This window comes from Stenotrophomonas oahuensis (assembly GCF_031834595.1).
Taxonomy (GTDB): Bacteria; Pseudomonadota; Gammaproteobacteria; order Xanthomonadales; family Xanthomonadaceae; genus Stenotrophomonas; species Stenotrophomonas oahuensis.
On sequence record NZ_CP115541.1, the window covers coordinates 192,718 to 211,000 of the forward strand.

Sequence of the window (18,283 nt, forward strand, 5' to 3'; positions counted from 1 at the left end):
GGACGGTAATCGCCGCCGATACATTGATACAAACCGATACAATGCGCGCCGCCCTGCCGCATCACAGGCCGGGCGGCCACGGACGCCGCCGCCGCCACGTCTCCAACTTCCCTCTTCGCGCGCTACCCGCTACATGGACGATTCGCTTTCCGCCGTTCCCCTGCCCCGCAGCCATCGCTGGCAGCGCCTCGGCTGGCTGACCCTGTTCACCGCCCTCAACGCCTGTGTGGCCATCGCCATCGTGCTTGGCAACACCCCGTTGCAGGACAATCCCGGCGGCACGCTGGGGCTGGGCTACCTGGCACTTGCCCTGCCCGGCCACTTCCTGTTCTTCGGCGCACTGGTCTCGCTGCTGCCGCTGGCCATCGGCTTATGGCCGCGCTCGCCGCGCCCGCTGCTGATCAGCGCGGTGGTACTGCAGGGGCTGTGGCTGTGCCTGCTGCTGGTGGACGCCAAGGTGTTCGAGCTGTACCGCTTCCACCTCAATGCCATGGTGCTGAACATGGTCTTCGGCGGTGCGCTGCAGGACCAGGTCGCGCTGTCCTGGCAGACCTGGCTGCAGGTGGGCGGCGTGCTGCTGGCCGTGGCCGCTGCCGAGGCCCTGTTCGCCTGGGCCTGCTGGAAGCTGCTGCTGGGTCGCCTGCGCCGCCGGCCGGTGCTGCTGGCCTGGACCGCCGGTGCCGCGCTGATGCTGACCGGCCAGATCGCCACCGCTTACTACGATGCACTCGGCGAACGCGCCGTTACCAGCCAGTGGGCCTACCTGCCCTGGGCACAGCCCATCACCGCCAAGCGCCACATGCACAAGCTGGGGGTGCGCAGCGCGCCACAGGCCAACCTGCCCGATCCGCGCATGAGCCAGCTGGAGTACCCGCTGCAGCCGCTGCGCTGCCAGAGCCACACCCGTCCCAACGTGCTGGTGGTGGTGCTGGAATCGCTGCGCCACGACGCGCTGGATGCCACCACCATGCCCAACGCCTGGGCGCTGGCCCAGAAGTCGGAAACATTCGACCGCCACTACAGCAGCGGCAACGCCACGCGCTATGGTCTGTTCGGCCTGCTCTACGGCCTGCCCGGCGGCTACTGGCAAAGCATGCTGAGTGAACAGCGCGGTTCACTGCTGTTCCAGGTGCTGGGCCAGCAGGGCTACAACCTGCACCTGTATGGCAGCGCCCCGCTGTACAGCCCCGAATTCGACCGCACCGTGTTCGCACAGGTCCGCGACCAGCTGCACATGGCTCCATCGGAGCTGCCGGTAGCCGCGCGCGACCGTCACATTGTCGAAGCGATGCAGAGCGATATGCTGAAGCCCACGAACTCCCCCTGGTTCGGCTTCGTGTTCCTGGACAGCACCCACGCTCCGTATCACCTGCCGGCGGACTATCCGCCGCTGGCCACGCCGATGGCGCAGCAGATCAACTTCCTGGCGCTGGACAAGGACCATGACCCCACGCCCGAGCTGAACCGGTACCGCACGGCCGTGCACTACGCCGACAGCCTGATCGGGCAGCTGCTGCAGACCCTGCGCGACAGCGGGCAGGCCGACAATACGATCGTGTTGATCACCGGTGACCACGCCGAGGAGTTCAACGACCTGGGTCTGAACTACTGGGGCCACAACGGCAACTTCTCCGATTATCAGATGCAGGTACCGTTCGTACTGCACTGGCCGGGCCGCGACGTGCAGGCCCATGCCACCACCAGCAGCCATGAGGACTGGGTGCCCACGCTGATGCGCCATGGCCTGGGCTGCGAGAACGCACTGGCCGACTTCAGCACCGGGCACGATCTGTTCGAGGAACAGCGCCCCAATCGCCCCGTGCTGGTGGAGAGCTGGTCGCAGCGTGGTATCCGCGACGGCGACAACACCTACGTGTTCGACAAGTTCGGCAACGCCACCGCACTGGACCGCCATTACCTGCCCCTGCCCGACCAGGAACCTGACCCCGCTGCGGTAAAGGCCGCGTGGGACGCATTGACGCATTTCCGCAAGCATTGACGCCTGGAACGTTCATCGATGAACACACCCCTCAATCGCAGACCCTTGAAGATTCTGCACACCGAAGCCGCCAAGGGATTTGGCGGCCAGGAAATCTATATCTACCGCCACATGCTGGCGATGCGCGAGCGTGGCCACGATGTCTCGCTGCTGTGCCAGCCGGGTTCACGCCTGGGCGATATCGCGCGCGATGCCGGCTTCACCGTGCATTCGCTGAAGATGGGTGGGCTGCTGCGCCTGGTGCGCGGGGTCTGGTCGGTCTCACGACTGGTGCGCCGCCAGCGCTACGACGTGGTCAACACCACCAGCCGCCGTGATGCATTGATCGCCGCCGCCGGCGCTCGATTGGCGCATGCGCCGCTGGTGGTGCGTTCGCGCCACCTGATGAGCCCGGTCAACTCGCTGCTGACCTATACCGGACTGCCACACCGGGTGCTGACGGTGAGCAGCTTCGTGAAGCAGATGCTGGTCACGCGCGGCGTGGCGGATGCGCATGTGGGCATCGTGCCGCCGATCGCGGTCCCCATGCAGTGGACCGAGGATGACGGCAGCGACGCGTGGCAGTGCCTGCAGAACACCCGCGCCGAGGTCCGCCGTGAGCTGGGCTTTACCGACGACCAGGTGGTGGTGGGCTGCGTGGCGGTGCTGCGTGAGCCGAAAGGCCACATCGACCTGCTGCGCGCCATCGCTCCGCTGTGCCGGCAGCATCCGCAGCTGCAACTGGTGGTGGTGGGCGATGGCCAACCGATGATGGACCGGCTGAAGTCGCTGCGCGCGGAGCTGGGGATCGAATCGCAGGTGCACCTGCTGGGCTACCGGATGGGTGCGTGCCGGCTGATGACCGGTTTTGACATCTTCGCGCTGGCCACGCACAAGGAAGCGGCCGGCACGGTATTTCTGGAAGCGGCCTACGTTGGCGTGCCGATCGTGGCGACACGGGTGGGCGGTGTGCCGGAAATGGTAGTGGAAGGCAGCAATGCGCTGCTGGCCCCGCTGGGCGACAGCGCGGCGCTGACCACGGCGCTGCAGGCGCTGGTAGAGGATCCGGCGCGTCGGCAGAAGATGGGGCGAGCAGGCTGGGACTGGATGCGCAACGCGCACCGGTTCACTCCGACGGGGCACACCGAGGCCACCGAGCACTATTATCACCAGTGGCTGAAGGAGCTGGGACATGGCAAACGCTAGAACGGTACCGGTGCTGATGCACCACCATGTATCGCCTTCGCCGGGGATGATCACGGTGTCGCCGGAAAACTTCGAAAGCCAGATTGCGTGGCTGGCGCGCAACGGATGGACGTCGTTGACGCTGGCGCAGTACGCGGACTTCCTGGCGGGCAAGCCGGTACCGCGCAAGTCGATTGTGATCACCTTCGACGATGGCTACCTGGACAACTGGGTGTACGCGCACCCGATCCTGAAGAAGTACAACATGCACGCGGTGGTGTTCGTGGTGACGGGCTGGATGGGCGAAGGCCCGATCCGCCCGCACGCGGGCGAGCCGGGTGCGGTGCTGCCGGCAACACCGGACCATCGCGGCTGCGAGGCGGCGATCCTGCGCGAGAACCGCCACGACGAGGTGATGATGCGCTGGAGCGAGGCCCGGGCGATGATTGCCGAGGGCACGTTCGAGGTGCATTGCCACACGCACACGCACACGCGCTGGATGAAACAGGACATCAGCCGCGACGAGAAGCGCGCGGGCATCCGCGGTGATCTGTCGCGCGCGCGCGAGGTGCTGCAGGAGAAGCTGGGCGAGGCCTCGGACACGCTGTGCTGGCCCTACGGCGACTTCGACGAGGATTACCTGCCAATCGCCCGCGAGCAGGGCTTCCGCTACCTGCACACAACGCATCCGTTCGGTCGCAACGTGGTCGGCGGCAATCCCGAGCACATCTACCGCTTCGCGATCCGCAACCGCCCGGCCAGCTGGCTGCGCAAGCGCATCGCCTGGAGCTACCACCCTCTGATCGCCCCGGTGTTCAACCGGTTCAAGGCGCGCCAGAAGAAGATGGCTCCCGGGCCCTGATTGCGATTGCACAATCTCTTCGGCGCCGCATTTTGACTGCAACTGCACAATCGCTTCGACGCCGCATTTTGACTGCAATTGCACAATCTACGTAGAGCCGGGCTTGCCCGGCTGCTGTTGGATTCGTGCGAACAGCCCTCGGCTCACGCCCCCCCTGGCTTGGCGGCTCGGGATGGGCGTTCCGGGGGACGCCGCAAGTACGTCCCTGTAGGCTCAGTCGCGGCATCCATGCCGCTCATGCCCCCTCCAGCCCACCCCGACCCGCCATAGACAGGTCATCGGTGGCCACGGGAAATCAAACGCCTGCCCATGCGCTGCCCCTGCTTCGGTGGGATCGGTCGAAAGACGATCGCCGTGAACGCACCATCGGTCTTTAACGCATGAACCAAAATCGAAGCCGCACTTCGTGATGCCGAATGCCACACGGACCAATCACGACACCTCTGCCTTCTCGCTCGCGCCTGAAAACTGCAACATCGATCACGCTTCCCAACATCCACCATTTCATGCCACATACGCCAAAACCGCGCCTGACCCGTCATGCCCCCGGTGTCATGCGTCATTTGCGACGCGCGAATTTCACGTTCCCGCCATAAAGACGAAAGCCGCTGAACGGCTTCGATCATTCGCTGACTCTTGTTCGATGCTATGGTGTGCACACGAAGCGTAGCAACTTCTGAAAAACACACATTTCCAGTTGTTTTTGATGAGGTTTGCCATGCAGAAGCAATGGGCTGCCATGCCCGAAATCCCACCCGCCTATCACCCTTGCCCCGACATGAGCGTTCGACCGAGTTGCTTCGGTGCAGAAGTGCAGGAGGTCTGCCAATGAAAAGGCCAGCTTGGGTGCGAGTAAAGGTGGAACAGAGTCTGCGCCGACAGTTCAAGAAGGTGGCACGAAACAGAGGTCAGTATCCGGCCGAGATGATCCGGGGCTACATGCAGCGGTGTGTGGATGAAGCGCCGAAGGTGCCGGCAGATGGCGCGGATGGTTCCCAGCGCGATGATTGACGGCCGTCCGTTCGTAAGCGGTGTTGGCAGGTCAGGCGCGGATTCGATCCGGGGTCATGCGTTACCGGGCGCGGCAGATTTCACGGCGATCGTCTTTCGACCGATCCCACCAAAGCAGGTCAAGGCCCGGGCAGGTCAAGAGCCGGATGAGCGATGCCTTGGTTTTGATTTTCCGTGGCCACCGATAACCCATCGAAGGTGGGTCGGGGTGGGTTTGCGGGACCGTCAAAAACATGGATGTTTTTGACGAGCCCCCATGGATGGGTTTACGGCGTGTCCCGCAAACCCACCCCGACCCGCCAAACCAGGGATGCAGTGAACCGAGGGTTGTTCGCACGAATCCAACAGCAGCCGGGCAAGCCCGGCTCTACGTAGGTCGTGCAATCAAATCAGGAGGCGGCTGCAGCTTTTACCGCGCCGGAGAGGCTGTCCAGCGTGGCCTGCATCAGCTCGGCGCTGTCGGCCTCGACGGTGACGCGGACCACCGGCTCGGTGCCGGAGGGGCGCAGGAAGGCGCGGCCGCGGCCTTTGACCGCCTGCTGCGCGTCGGCCAGGGCCGACTGCACGCCTTCGGACTGCACGATCGCCTTGGCTGACACGCCGGCCAGACGCACGTTGACCGTCTTCTGCGGCACCTTGGTGATGTCGGACAACGCAGCGCGCAGGGTCTTGCCCTCGCGACGCAGCACTTCCAATACCTGCAGTGCGCTGACGATGGCGTCGCCCGTGGTTGCACGGTCCAGGCACAGCAGGTGGCCAGAGGCTTCACCGCCGAGCACACCACCACCTTCCACCAGTGCCTGATGCACATAGCGGTCGCCCACGTTGCTGCGCACGAACGGCAGGCCCAGGCGCTCCAGCGCCTGTTCCAGGCCGAAGTTGGTCATCAGCGTGCCCACCACCGGGCCACGCAGACGGCCGTTGCGCTGCCAGGAAGCGGCCAGCACATACAGCAGGTCGTCCCCGTCCACCGGGTTGCCCTGGTCATCGGCCATCAGCACGCGGTCGCCGTCGCCGTCGAACGCAATGCCCAGGTCCGCCCCCACTTCGCGCACCTTCGCCGCCAGATTGTCGATGTGCATCGACCCCACGCCGTCGTTGATGTTCACGCCGTTGGGCTCAGCACCGATAGCGGTGACCTCTGCACCCAGCTCGCGGAACAGCAGCGGCGCGATGTGGTACGTCGCACCGTGCGCACAGTCGAGCACGATCTTCAGGCCGCGCAGGTCGAACTTGCGCGGCACGCTGGCCTTGCAGAACTCGATGTAACGGCCGACCGCATCACGCGCGCGGGCCGCCTTGCCCAGACGGTCGGATTCGGCGGTGGTGAACTCGCTGTCCAGCGCCGCTTCCAGCGCCAGCTCGGTTGCATCGTCCAGCTTTTCGCCATCGGCCGAGAAGAACTTGATGCCGTTGTCGTAATGCGGGTTGTGCGACGCGCTGATCACAATGCCTGCGTCCGCACCCAGGGTGCGGGTCAGGAACGCCACAGCCGGGGTCGGCATCGGGCCCAGCAGCTGCACGTCGGCACCCGCCGCGACCAGCCCGGCTTCGAGTGCCGCTTCAAACATGTAGCCAGAGATACGCGTGTCCTTGCCGATCACCACCACCGGGCGATGGCCCGGACGGTGACCGTTGCGCTCGGTCAGCACGCGACCCAGCGCGTTACCCAGGCGCAGCACGAAATCGGCGGAAATGACGCCCTCGCCGACCCGACCGCGAATGCCGTCGGTGCCGAAATACTTGCGCGCCCCCATCAGGCAGCGTCCGCCGGCGACTGACGGCCCAGCATGGCCAGCAGGTCGGCCAGACGATCGCGCATTTCGCGGCGGTCGCAGATCTGGTCGATCGCGCCGTGCTCCAGCAGGAACTCGGAGCGCTGGAAGCCTTCCGGCAGCTTTTCACGCACGGTCTGCTCGATCACGCGCGGACCGGCGAAGCCGATCAGCGCCTGCGGCTCGGCAATGTTGATGTCGCCCAGCATCGCGAACGAGGCCGACACGCCACCGGTGGTCGGATGGGTCAGCACCGAGATGTACGGCAGGCCAGCGTCGCGCAGGCGCCCCAGCGCAGCGGAGGTCTTGGCCATCTGCATCAGCGAGAACAGGCCTTCCTGCATGCGCGCGCCGCCACTGGCGGAGAAGCAGACGTAAGGCGCACCGATTTCCAGCGCCTTCTCAGCGGCCAGCGCAAAGCGCTCGCCGACCACAGAACCCATCGAACCGCCCATGAAGGCGAAGTCGAACGCCGAGGCGACCAGCGGACGGCCCTTCAGCAGGCCCTGCATGGCGATCAGCGCGTCGTACTCGCCGGTGTTCTTCTGCGAGGCCTTGATACGTTCGCCGTATTTCTTCTGGTCCTTGAACTTCAGAAGGTCGGTCGGCCCCAGGCGGGCGGCGATCTCAGTGGTGCTGTCGGCGTCGAACAGCGAGGCCAGGCGCGCGCGTGCGCGGATCGCCATGTGGTGGCCGCACTTCGGGCAGACTTCCAGGTTTTCTTCCAGCTCCGGGCCGTACAGCGCGCTGTTGCAGTTGCTGCACTTTTCCCACAGGCCCTCGGGGACGCTGCGCTTCTTGCTGGGAACATTGTCGGTGCGGATGCCCGACGGCATCAGTTTGGTCAGCCAACTCATGCTTGTTGATACGTCCATTCAGGGCGGCCCGAAGGCCGCAAAGGCGGACAGTCTAGCTCACCCGCCGTTGAGCCGGGATCCCTACGGGGGCGTGTGGAGGGGGTGTGAATGCCGCGTGGAACGTTTGTTCAGGGCTTCCGCCGCACGACCAACGGTCGTGCGCTACCGGCCGGGCAGGCAGAGCCGATGTGTTGCCCGGTAGCGCACGACCGTTGGTCGTGCGCGGCCATGTCAGGCGGCACCGTCCAGCGCCTTGCGGAGGGGTTCAAGGAACGTCTTTGCTACCGCAGCTGCGGCGTCCGGGCCATCGGCCTCCGCCAACGCCGCCACCAACGCGCTGCCGACCACCACGCCGTCGGCTTCCTTGGCCATCGCCGCCGCACTGGCCGCATCCTTGATGCCGAAGCCGGCTATCACCGGCACCGACGAACGCCCGCGCAGGGTGCGCAAACGGGCACCGGCGGCATCGCTGTCGAGGCGATCAGAGGCACCCGTCACGCCGGCAAAGCTCACGTAATACAGGTAGCCACGCGCCATTGCTGAGAGCTGGTCCAGACGGGCATCCGCGGTGGTCGGCGAAGCCAGCAGGATCAAGGCCAAGCCAGCCTGCTCAAAGATGGCCAGGGTTTCTTCCGCTTCTTCCGGCGGCAGATCCACCAGCAGCACGCCATCCACCCCGGCGCTGATCGCGTCTTGGGCGAAGCACTCGGTCCCGCGGATCTCGATCGGATTCAGGTAACCCATCAATACCACCGGCGTGGTCGCGTCATCACGGCGGAACTCGCGCACGGCATCCAGCACATAGGTCAAACCCGCCCCCCGCGCCAGCGCGCGCTCGGAACTGCGCTGGATGGTGGGGCCGTCGGCCATCGGGTCGGAGAACGGCACGCCGAGCTCGATTACATCGGCACCGGCGGCGGCCAGCGCGTGCATCACCGGCACGGTCGCGTCCAGACCGGGATCACCAGCGGTGACGAAGGGAATCAGCGCCTTGCGGCCAGTGGCGCGCAGGCGGGCAAAACAGGCATCAATACGGTCAACGGACATGTCAGGCGCGTTCCAGAGTCAGTTCAATTGCGTGGCGGGCGGTCACAGCACCAGGCCTTCGCGGGCGGCGATGGTATGCACGTCCTTGTCGCCACGGCCAGACAGGTTGCACAGCACCAGCTTGTCTTTGGGCAGCTCGCGCGCCAGTTTGATCGCCTGCGCCACTGCATGGCTGGACTCCAACGCGGCGAGGATGCCTTCGCTGTGCGCCAGCTGGTGGAACGCGGCCAGCGCTTCCTCGTCGGTGACGCCGACGTACTGGGCGCGACCGGTATCGGCCAGGAACGCATGCTCCGGGCCCACACCCGGGTAATCCAGGCCCGCGGACACCGAATGGGTTTCGATGATCTGGCCGTCGTCGTCGCAGATCACATAGGTGCGGTTGCCATGCAGCACGCCCGGGCGGCCGGCCGCGATGGATGCGGCGTGGCGACCGGTTTCGATGCCGTCGCCTGCGGCTTCAGCGCCGACAATGCGCACGTCGCGGTCGTTGAGGAAGGCATGGAACAGCCCGATGGCGTTGCTGCCACCGCCGACGCAGGCGGTGATGGCGTCGGGCAGACGGCCGTAATCGTTGAGCATCTGCGCACGCGCTTCGCGGCCGACGATGGCGTTGAAGTCACGCACCATGCGCGGGTACGGGTCCGGGCCGGCCACCGTGCCGATGATGTAGAAGGTGTCGCGCACGTTGGTGACCCAGTCGCGCATGGCTTCGTTGAGCGCGTCCTTCAGCGTGGCCGAGCCGGAGGTGACCGGCACTACCGTCGCACCGAGCAGCTTCATGCGGTAGACGTTGATCTTCTGCCGCTCGATGTCGGTGGCCCCCATGTAAACCACGCATTCCAGGCCCAGGCGCGCGGCGACGGTGGCACTGGCAACGCCGTGCTGGCCGGCACCGGTCTCGGCAATGATGCGCTTCTTGCCCATCCGCGCGGCCAGCAGGGCCTGGCCGATGGTGTTGTTGATCTTGTGCGCGCCGGTGTGGTTCAGGTCTTCGCGCTTGAGCAGGATCTGCGCACCGCCGACCTGCTGGCTGAGCCGCTCGGCGTGGTAGATCGGGCTGGGCCGGCCCACGTAGTGGGTCAGGTCCTTGTCGTAGGCGGCGATGAAGCTGGGATCCTGGCGTGCCTGGTCGTAGGCGGCGGCCAGTTCCTGCAGCGGCCCGATCAGGGTTTCAGCGACGAAGCTGCCGCCGTACCGACCGAAATGGCCGTTGGCGTCCGGGTAGGCGTGGAAATCGGTGACAGGCGTTGGGGATGCGGACATGACGCGACAGCCGGTAGAGACAGGGCTTCACTCTAACGCACGTATCCTGACCGGAATATCGATATTATCTGGCATGACCTGTCAGGAAAACTCACATGAGTGACACCCCCCTGCCCTCGCTCAACGCCCTGCGCAGCTTTGAAGCCACCGCGCGGCTGGGCGGTGTTGGCCGGGCGGCGCAGGAGCTGCATGTGACCCACGGGGCCATCAGCCGGCAGCTGCGGCTGCTGGAGGAGCAGTTGGGGTTTGCGCTGTTCGAGCGCGCCGGACGCGGACTGCGCCTGACCGCCGCAGGGGAAACCCTGCAGGCCGCCTGCGCCGGGGCATTCGGGCAGATCCGCGAGGCGGTGAGCGGGTTGCAGCGCCGGCAGCGGCCGGAAGCGCTGGTGCTGGGCTGCAGCGGCAGCATCCTGGCGCGCTGGATGATTCCGCGCCTGCAGCAGTTGCAGGCTGACCTGCCACAGCTGCCGCTGCACTGGTCGGCGCAGGATGGCAGCTTCACGGCGGATCAGCAGACGCTGGATGCGGTGTTGCTGCTGGCGCATGCGCCTTGGCCGTCGGGGTGGCGGGTGCGTGAGTTGGCCCCGGAGCGTGTTGGCGTGGTGGTCAGTCCGCAGCATCCGGCAGCGGCGCGGCTGCGTGGGCATCCGCCTTCCGTGCTGCTGGGTGAGCCATTGCTGCATACGACGTCACGCCCGCAGGCGTGGCCGGACTGGGCGTTGTCGCATGGGTTGGAGCCGGCGCAGCTGGTGATGGGCACCGGGTTTGACCACCTGTATTACCTGCTGGAGGCGGCGGTGGCCGGGCTGGGCGTGGCGATTGCGCCGGAGCCGCTGGTGGCCGATGAGTTGGCGGCCGGGAGGTTGTTGGCCCCGTGGGGGTTCGGGGCGACCGGGGGGTTCTGGGTGTTGGCTGCGCCGGAGGGGGCGGTGGATGCGCGGGTGGATGTTCTTGCGGAGTGGTTGGGTGCGCAGTTGGGGTAGTGACACGCCATGCGTGTCATCGACCCAGCATGATCAGCCCGCGGTTGGCGCGGCCAATCGTGCCTGCACCTCTTCGCGCAGGCGCGCGAGTTCGACTTCGGCCTGCTGGCGCTGCTGCATGCCTTCGCGGTGAATGGTGCGCACTTCTTCCACCGTGGCGATCAGCTGGTCGTGCGCATGGCGCAGGGTGGCCACATCGATCACGGCGCGCTGGTTGGCCTTGGCGGTTTCCACCGAGGTCTGGCGCATCAGGTCGGCATTGCGGCGCATCAGGTCGTTGGTTGCATCATCAATCGCATTGGACAGCTCCACCGCGCTCTTCTGCTCGCTCAGGCTGAGCTGGATGGCGAACTGGCGCTTCCACGACGGGATGGTGATGTCGCGCACCGTGTTGAACTTCTCGATCAGCTGGATCGCGTTGGCCTGGATCAGGCGGATCATCGGCAGCGACTGGTCCGCCGCATGCTGCATCACCACCAGGTCGCCGACGCGCTTGTCGAGCAGGCGGATGGCATTGTCCAGCTCGCCTTGGCGGATGCGCACCTGCGGGTCGTCGTTGCCAACCGATGCCTGTTGTTCCGCCCGAAGCTCGCCCAGACGCTGCTTGCCGGCGGCGATATGCAGACCCAACGCGTGGCGCTCTTCGCGCACGATCTCGTGCATGCGGTCGAACTCGCCGACCCGCTGGCCCATCAGCGCCTGCTGGCTGCCGACGTCGCCGAGCAGCTGCTCGATCTGGCGGTTGGTGTCGCTGAATTTCTGCACCAGTTCGCCCTTGGACGCGCGCAGCTTGTCGATCAGGCCGCCAATCACCGGCACCTTCGAACGCTGGGTCAAACCGTCCAGGTTGAGCGTGCGTGCGATGCGCACCACTTCGCCCAGCTTCTCACCGCTGGCGTCCAGGTCACGGTTGCGCACCTGGTCCAGCAGCTGGCTGGAGAATGCGGCCGTCTTGGCCGCTGCGTCGCGCCCGAACACCTGCAGATTGCCCGGGCGGATGTCTTCCAGGCTGCGGCCGATCTCGGCGATGCGCGGCAGGTCGTCCTGGGCCAGGCCCAGTGCCTTCAAGGTGGCGTCATCCACCGTGGGCGCTGCCACGGCTAGGGCCGAGCTGTTCGGCGTGTCCTGGGTCATGGCGAAGTCTCCTTGAAGGGGATGGCAATGAAATGCATGGGTCAATCCAGTCTAGCCTGCGCCGAGGCGACTTCGGCATGGATCTGGGCGAGCAGCTGTGCGGCCTGCTGGCCGCGCTGCTGCTGGTCGCCCGCACGATGGGCCAGCAGGGTCTGCCGCCACGCCGGCAGCAGGGTTTCGGTGATGCGCTGGCTGCGGGCCAGCAAGGCAGCGTTCTGTTCGCGCAGCAGTTGCCACTGCCGCGCCTCCACCTGCTGCAGAGCAGCCAGGCGGCGCAGATGATCCAGTCGCTGCGCCAGCACGTCCTGCAGTGGCGGAGCCAGCGCCGCCATCTGCACGTGCCCAGCATCGGCCCAGGCTTCCAGCGTGATGGCGGCATCTGTGGCGCGCTCCTGTGCCGCCGCCTGCTGCACCAGCTGCGCGCGGATGCCCTGCGCGGCCGCATCGGCCTGCACCAGCAGCACCCCCAGGCGCGACTGACTGTCGTGCGCGTCCAGCTCCTGTTCGACATCGCGCCCGAGCAGACGCCCCCACCAGCTGACACGACGTCGCGCGGCGGCGGGGTTGGCCGCCTGCACCACCGCGCCCAGCTCCGTCAGCACCGCCAGCAGGCGGGCAGCCGCCGGGTCATGCCCGACCGGCGGTGTCGCGCCCTGCCCCAGCGCATCGAGCAACGACGCGCCGTAGCGTGACAAGCCGAGCGCGTCGGCCGCCACGGGTACTGGCACGGGCCAGCCGCGGATCATGCCGGCGCATCATCCGCAGCGCCGGTCCACTGCGGCGGCAGGGTTGATTCACCGTAGAAGTGACGCATCAGGGCTTCGTCGAGCGCACGCTCCTGCGGCGTGCTGGCGCGGCGCGCGCGTAGGCGCGGCTGTGCCACCGGGCCGCGCTCCATCTGCTCACGTACCCAGTTGGCCAACAGCGCCAGGGTTTCCCCGGTGCGGGCCTGCTGCGCATTGGACTGGCCCAGCAGCTGCAACAGCGGGGCCAAGCCTTCCTGCAACCCCTGCGCAATGGGCTCAACTGCGGGCAGTGGCGGCGGCGTCGGAAGGGCCGGCCCGACTTCGACTGGAGTGACGACTGAAGGCTGTACCGGAGCCGGAACCAGGCGCTCCAATGCCGCCAGCAATGCGGGCCACGGTGCCGGATCCGCTGCGCTCAGCGGTGCGGAATCAACACTGCTCTGCAACGCACTGGCGATATCGGCCAGCTGCGCCACCACGCGACCGCCGACATCGGCGTCACCCGCACCCATCGCCTTGTTGCGCAGGAAGTCGCGCTTGATCTGCGCCCAGCGCTGCTGTTCGTCCTCGCCGAGAACGCCACGCAGCTCGCCCAGCTTGAGCAGGTTTTCTTCGGCACCGGTGGTCAGCAGCTGCGCTTCGCCCAGGTAGTGGTCGGAAATCAGCTGCTGCAGCTCGGCCTCGTTCATCACCGGCGAGATTTTCTCCGACAGCTTGTTCATGTTGCGGTAGCTGCCCTGCAGCCGGAACGGCGGCTCGGTGCGGTAACGGTCGTCCTGCGCGGCACTGGCGATGTACTGCTGGTTGACGCGGTAAACGACGTCACGCACGCGCAGCATGCGCTGCAGGGTGGCGACGATCTCGTTGACCTCCGCACCGCTGTAGGCATGGCTGAGCGCGTTGGTGGAGACCTCCTTGCCCATCGCACGGTCAACCAGCAGGTACAGGTCGGCCATGTCACGCGTCGCCAACGGAGCCAGCACGGCATTCGAGGTGAGGCTGTTTTCGATATAGCTCAGGGTGAAGGCATCTTCCATGCCGCCCAGCACATCGCCCAGATTGTAGATGTCGGCACGGTTGGCGAGCATGTCCGGAATTTTGAACACCTCACCGGACTCGGTGTACGGATTTCCGGCCATCACCACGCAGAACTTCTTGCCGCGCATGTCGTAGGTGCGGGTGCGCCCACGCCACACGCCTTCGATGCGGCGGGTGCCGTCGCAGAGCGAGATGAACTTCTGCAGGAACTCGGGATGGGTGTGCTGGATGTCATCGACATACAACATGGTGTTGTTGCCCATCTCCAGCGCGAGGTTGAGCTTTTCCAGCTCCTGCCGCGAGGTGGCATCCGGTGCCTGCGCCGGATCCAGCGAACGCACCTCATGGCCCAGCGCCGGCCCGTTGATCTTCATGAAGACCAGGCCCAGCCGGTGCGCCACGTATTCCATCAGCGTGGTTTTGCCGTAGCCGGGCGGCGAGATCATCATCAGCAGGCCCATCAGATCGCTGCGCTTGTTCTCGCCAACCGTGCCCATCTGTTTGGCCAGGTTGTCGCCGATCACGCCCAGATAGACATCGTTGATCAGCTTGTTGCGCACGAACGAGGACAGCGGGCGGGCCTTGAACTCGGACAGGCGCAAGGCGTCGCGTTCGCGCACGATGATGCGCTGGCGCACGCCCTGGTAGGCATGGAAGGCCGGCACGAACTGCTGCAGGTGGGTGCGCAGGCGTGCCAGGAAGTCATCCAGCGACAGCGTGAGGTGACCCTGCTGGATACGCGAATGTTCGCCCAGCAGCCCCTGCACCTGGACCTGCAGGGCGACGTCGCTGGGACGCGTGCGCAGCGCGCGCGACACCAGCAGCAATGCGGCCGCTTCGTCGGCGTAGCCGGTGTGCGCGGAATAGGCCGGAAGCTGGCACAGCGCACGCAGCCACTGACCGGCCAGTGTCCAGCGCGCAGCGAGCCCGTCCTGCTCGCGCTGCAGGGCGCGGTCGAACGCTTCACGCTGGCCGGCGGACTGCAGGTGCTGGGTCAATGCGTCCAGCAGCGCCTGTGCGTAGCGACTGGTGCTGAACACCGGCTCGCCCGTACTCAGCTCAGCCGCCAGATAAGCAGCTGCCGCCTGCGCATCGGCCGGCAGGAACGGCAGCTGCCGCTCCTGCACGAAGGCATCCAGTGCGGCGGTCATCTCGGACAGCAGCGTCTGCTGGCCCTCGTTGGAGCCGAACAGACGCGCGATGGCATCGGCTCCGGCCTGGCGCGTGGACCACTGCGCCACATCCTCGCGGCGCTGCTGTGCGGCCCAGAACAGCAGGGCCAGCGCACGCGCACGCGGCGCGTGCTGCAGCGTGCCGGCGGCCTGCTGCAGCGGCAGCAGCGCATGCAGGATCAGGCTGGCATCATGGTCATGGATGCCGCGCTCATAGCCTTCGCGATAACGCGGCGCGGCGAAGTCGCGGACGATCTTCTCCAGCGCGTCCGGTTCGGCGGCGGCATGCTGCAGCGCGGGCAGGTCCAAGCCATCGCGACCTTCCATCGCGGCCAGCAGCAGGCTGCCGGCGAGGTATTCGGCCCGGTACAACTGCGCGGATTCCGAATCCAGTCCCAGCTGCCAGTATGCCTTGAGTTCGGCCAGTTCCGGGTCGTGCAGCGCCTCCAGGAAGTCGGTGCCGGTCAGGTGGATGGCCAGCTCGTCGCCGCGTGGCAGCAAGGTCAGGTCCAGCGCCTGGGTGTTGACGCTGAAGCGATGACGCGGGCCCAGCCGCACCACGTTGCCGCCCGCTTCGAACAGATCACTGCGGTCACGCAGTGCACGCACGGCCTGGTCGCGTACACCTTTCAGGCGCGCTTCGACGTCGTCCGCCTTGACGCTGTCGCGCAGCTCACGCAGACGCTCGGCCAGCTCGCGCAGCTTGAGCACCAGCGGGTCGCCGGCGAAGAAGGCGTTCAGTTCGTCGGCGCTGGCAAAGCGCTCGGTGCGCTTGGCCAGACCGTCCAGAATGCGGGTGGCGGCGTCGAGCACCGAGCGCGCCTTGCGCTGGCGCTCGTCCAGCAGCGCCTGCTTGTGCGTTTCAAAGGCTTCGATCAGCTCTTCGCGCTTGGCCAGGATGTCACCGAGGAACTGCTCGTGCTCGCCGAACTGGCTTTCCAGCTCTTCCAGCTGCACCAGCAGGCGCGACATCTGCTCGTCGGCGCGCTCCGGGTCGGTGGCCATCCCCAGCGCACTGGTGATGGACTGGGAGAACAGCGCGAACTGGGCCGCGAACTGAGCCACCGCCTCGGCGGAACCGAGGGTGCGGCGACGCTGTTCGGCACGCACCCGGCTCTGGTTGAGCTTTGCGTACACGGCCGAGATCGCTTCCACCACCCGGGTCCGGGCGGTGGCATCGTCCACCTTCAGCCCGGCCATCAGCGCAGACAGCATGTCCAGGTCGGCGGCCATGCCACGCATGCCGGCCAGCTGCTCATCCAGCACGCGCGCGCTTTCGGCCTCTTGGGCGGCTGCGTCCAGCGTCTGCAGGCGCTCGCCCAGCGGAGCCAGCGCGCGCTCGTCGGCGAGGAACTGACCGGTGGCGGCGCCAATCCGGTCGTGCGCCTCCTGCAGGGCCGTGGTCATCGCATCGATCACGTCGGTGTCGATGTAGCGATAGTCGCGAATGGTCAGCAGGTGACCGCGCTGGGTGGAGATCGCGTTGAGCGCTTCCACGAACGCCTGCACGTCGGTCCAGTTCTCCGGCTGCAGCCGGCCCAGCAGGGCCTTCTGGCTGGACTGTGCCTGGGCCATGGCCTGCGCGGACTGCTGGCGGATGCTCTGGACCTTCTCGTACTCGTCCAGCACCGACTCGCCGGTGGCACTGATCTCACGCAGCAGACCGGCCGCACCATCACAGCTGGCGTCGTCCAGCCAGTGGTGGGCGTCGAACATGCGACGGGTGTCCTGCACCAGGCGCTGGTAGCGCTGCACCGAGACGTCCCGGCCCTCGATGGTGCGGGCCAGGTCGAACAGGTTGGAAACGCCGCGGACCAGCTCGGCATTGCCGATACGGCCCATGAAGGTGTTGCCCGGCGGCCGGCTGGCGGCAAACTCGTCACTGCTGAACGGGGTCTGCCAGACCTGCATCGGATGGATGCGGGTCGGCTCGGTGCCCTCCGCATGGAACAGCACCATGCGCCCGTCATGCATGAAGGCGTAGCCGTGGCCGAACACCGGGTTCTGCAGCACACGCTGGATGGTGTTGTAGACGAACAGCGCCGAGCGCCCGCCTTCACGCTCGTAGAAGATGTACAGCACGTCCTCGCCATTGGGCGAGCGGATCGCACGCTTGAACTGCATGCCCTGCATCGAGGCGTCGAACGCCTTGTGCTCGCCGCTCTGCAGGTAGTAGCCGCCGGGGAAGATGATGCCGTGGTCTTCCGGCAGCTGCACGCACGCCTGCACGATGGCGTCGTTGCGCACGATCGCACCGGTGAGGGTGTTGTAGATCAGCCCGCGCCACACGGTTTCGCGGTACGGCAGCACCTTGAGCAGCACCAGCGAGCCAACCCGCACGAAATCGAACTGGGCGTCGTCCAGCGACTGGGTGCTGTCGTCGACCGGCTCGCTGTAGATGCCCTGCCCGCTTTCGGTGTTGTTCTCGACCTTGATGGTGAGATCGCCACCAGTGGTTTCGACGAACAGGGTGTCGAGGATGTTCAGGTGTGAATGGCGACCGCTGACCGCCATGTCACGGGTGGCACGGATCCATTCGAAATCAAATGGGGGCGGCAACGCGATGTCACGCTCGCCGCGCGCATCCAGATAGGTCAATTCGCCCTCGCGCGACACCGCCCATCGGAATACGCGCACGTCACTGCTGCGCTCGCCGATCTGGAACGAGGCCAGCAGCTTGTCACCGACCTTGATCAGCTGCAGCAGGCGCGCATGCTTGTAATAGGCGTACAGCTCGCCGAAGTCATGCACGAACCCGGCCTGGGCCAGGAAGCTGCCCTTGGCGTCCACCGGTACCACGTCATAGCCCTCGCCCGACTGCACCAGCCGGTACAGGCCGAACACGTCCTCGACCCGGGTCTGGGTCTTCAGGCCCAGGTAGACGTTGTAGCCGAACAGCAGCAGGTCCGGCCCCACCTGCACGATGTCGCGGCCGACGCAGTTGTTCTCGCTGCGGATCCGGAAGCGGCCGATGACCTCCAGCCGGCTGTCGCCGAACTCGGTCAGGCGCTGGCGGTTGAGCGCGTCGGCCAGCCCGCGCAGGCGCGTGCCCTGCTCACCGAGGCGGCGGCGCAGCACTTCATAGGCACCGCCCTGGGCGACCGCCTGATCGACAGTGGAGGTGGCTTCCGCCGACGGGGCGTCGGGACGGGGGGCGGAATCAGACATCGGCTTCCTTCCGGGTCACGGAGCACCGGCCGGAGGTACCGGCCGGTGAACATGTAGAGCG

11 protein-coding genes are annotated in these 18,283 nt (G+C 66.5%); 4 read left to right on the forward strand and 7 right to left on the reverse strand.

The window, feature by feature from the left end:
• The first annotated feature begins 133 nt into the window (after nucleotides 1-133).
• From PDM29_RS00930 to PDM29_RS00940, 3 genes are read left to right on the forward strand one after another with little or no spacing between them, the layout of a single operon-like run.
• The gene (locus PDM29_RS00930; protein WP_311192033.1) at nucleotides 134-1,999 is read left to right on the forward strand and encodes a DUF3413 domain-containing protein; all 1,866 of its coding nucleotides are present in this window, start codon (nucleotides 134-136) and stop codon (nucleotides 1,997-1,999) included.
• 18 nt (nucleotides 2,000-2,017) lie between these two features.
• Nucleotides 2,018-3,184, forward strand: a complete 1,167-nt coding sequence (locus tag PDM29_RS00935) for a glycosyltransferase family 4 protein (RefSeq protein ID WP_311192034.1) — start codon at nucleotides 2,018-2,020, stop codon at nucleotides 3,182-3,184.
• The gene (locus PDM29_RS00940; protein ID WP_311192035.1) at nucleotides 3,171-4,025 is read left to right on the forward strand and encodes a polysaccharide deacetylase family protein; all 855 of its coding nucleotides are present in this window, start codon (nucleotides 3,171-3,173) and stop codon (nucleotides 4,023-4,025) included. The genes PDM29_RS00935 and PDM29_RS00940 overlap by 14 nt, the downstream gene beginning before the upstream one ends.
• 1,400 nt (nucleotides 4,026-5,425) lie before the next feature.
• Here the strand turns inward: PDM29_RS00940 and glmM are convergent.
• The 4 genes from glmM to trpB all read right to left on the reverse strand — a co-directional run bounded on the left by glmM (nucleotide 5,426) and on the right by trpB (nucleotide 9,981).
• Nucleotides 5,426-6,793, reverse strand: a complete 1,368-nt coding sequence (gene glmM, locus PDM29_RS00945) for a phosphoglucosamine mutase (RefSeq protein ID WP_311192036.1) — start codon at nucleotides 6,791-6,793, stop codon at nucleotides 5,426-5,428.
• Complete coding sequence (accD, locus tag PDM29_RS00950) at nucleotides 6,793-7,668, reverse strand: acetyl-CoA carboxylase, carboxyltransferase subunit beta (RefSeq protein WP_311192037.1); 876 nt, start codon at nucleotides 7,666-7,668, stop codon at nucleotides 6,793-6,795. The genes glmM and accD overlap by 1 nt, the downstream gene beginning before the upstream one ends.
• Before the next feature lie 231 nt (nucleotides 7,669-7,899).
• The gene (trpA, locus tag PDM29_RS00955; RefSeq protein WP_311192038.1) at nucleotides 7,900-8,715 is read right to left on the reverse strand and encodes a tryptophan synthase subunit alpha; all 816 of its coding nucleotides are present in this window, start codon (nucleotides 8,713-8,715) and stop codon (nucleotides 7,900-7,902) included.
• A 42-nt stretch (nucleotides 8,716-8,757) separates the two neighbouring features.
• Nucleotides 8,758-9,981, reverse strand: a complete 1,224-nt coding sequence (gene trpB, locus PDM29_RS00960; RefSeq protein ID WP_311192039.1) for a tryptophan synthase subunit beta — start codon at nucleotides 9,979-9,981, stop codon at nucleotides 8,758-8,760.
• A gap of 95 nt (nucleotides 9,982-10,076) precedes the next feature.
• Here trpB and PDM29_RS00965 point away from each other — a divergent pair, with 95 nt between their 5' ends.
• A complete protein-coding gene (locus PDM29_RS00965) occupies nucleotides 10,077-10,964 on the forward strand; it encodes a LysR family transcriptional regulator (protein ID WP_311192040.1) in 888 nt (295 codons plus the stop codon).
• 33 nt (nucleotides 10,965-10,997) lie between these two features.
• Here PDM29_RS00965 and PDM29_RS00970 read toward each other — a convergent pair whose 3' ends face one another.
• From PDM29_RS00970 to PDM29_RS00980, 3 genes are read right to left on the reverse strand one after another with little or no spacing between them, the layout of a single operon-like run.
• Complete coding sequence (locus PDM29_RS00970; protein ID WP_311192041.1) at nucleotides 10,998-12,098, reverse strand: toxic anion resistance protein; 1,101 nt, start codon at nucleotides 12,096-12,098, stop codon at nucleotides 10,998-11,000.
• A gap of 41 nt (nucleotides 12,099-12,139) precedes the next feature.
• Nucleotides 12,140-12,844: a hypothetical protein gene (locus PDM29_RS00975; RefSeq protein ID WP_311192042.1), complete on the reverse strand. Its 705-nt coding sequence runs from the start codon at nucleotides 12,842-12,844 to the stop codon at nucleotides 12,140-12,142.
• Nucleotides 12,841-18,222, reverse strand: a complete 5,382-nt coding sequence (locus tag PDM29_RS00980; RefSeq protein WP_311192043.1) for a DNA repair ATPase — start codon at nucleotides 18,220-18,222, stop codon at nucleotides 12,841-12,843. Before PDM29_RS00980 ends, PDM29_RS00975 begins: the two co-directional genes overlap by 4 nt.
• Nucleotides 18,223-18,283 lie beyond the last annotated feature (61 nt).

Excerpts from the sequence above, each read along its gene's own strand:
- glmM (WP_311192036.1), bottom strand. The coding sequence starts at position 6,793 with ATGGGGGCGCGCAAGTATTTCGGCACCGACGGCATTCGCGGTCGGGTC.
- accD (WP_311192037.1), bottom strand. The coding sequence starts at position 7,668 with ATGAGTTGGCTGACCAAACTGATGCCGTCGGGCATCCGCACCGACAAT.
- PDM29_RS00975 (WP_311192042.1), bottom strand. The coding sequence starts at position 12,844 with ATGATCCGCGGCTGGCCCGTGCCAGTACCCGTGGCGGCCGACGCGCTC.
- PDM29_RS00940 (WP_311192035.1), top strand. The coding sequence starts at position 3,171 with ATGGCAAACGCTAGAACGGTACCGGTGCTGATGCACCACCATGTATCG.
- PDM29_RS00980 (WP_311192043.1), bottom strand. The coding sequence starts at position 18,222 with ATGTCTGATTCCGCCCCCCGTCCCGACGCCCCGTCGGCGGAAGCCACC.
- PDM29_RS00935 (WP_311192034.1), top strand. The coding sequence starts at position 2,018 with ATGAACACACCCCTCAATCGCAGACCCTTGAAGATTCTGCACACCGAA.
- PDM29_RS00930 (WP_311192033.1), top strand. The coding sequence starts at position 134 with ATGGACGATTCGCTTTCCGCCGTTCCCCTGCCCCGCAGCCATCGCTGG.
- PDM29_RS00965 (WP_311192040.1), top strand. The coding sequence starts at position 10,077 with ATGAGTGACACCCCCCTGCCCTCGCTCAACGCCCTGCGCAGCTTTGAA.
- trpA (WP_311192038.1), bottom strand. The coding sequence starts at position 8,715 with ATGTCCGTTGACCGTATTGATGCCTGTTTTGCCCGCCTGCGCGCCACT.
- trpB (WP_311192039.1), bottom strand. The coding sequence starts at position 9,981 with ATGTCCGCATCCCCAACGCCTGTCACCGATTTCCACGCCTACCCGGAC.
- PDM29_RS00970 (WP_311192041.1), bottom strand. The coding sequence starts at position 12,098 with ATGACCCAGGACACGCCGAACAGCTCGGCCCTAGCCGTGGCAGCGCCC.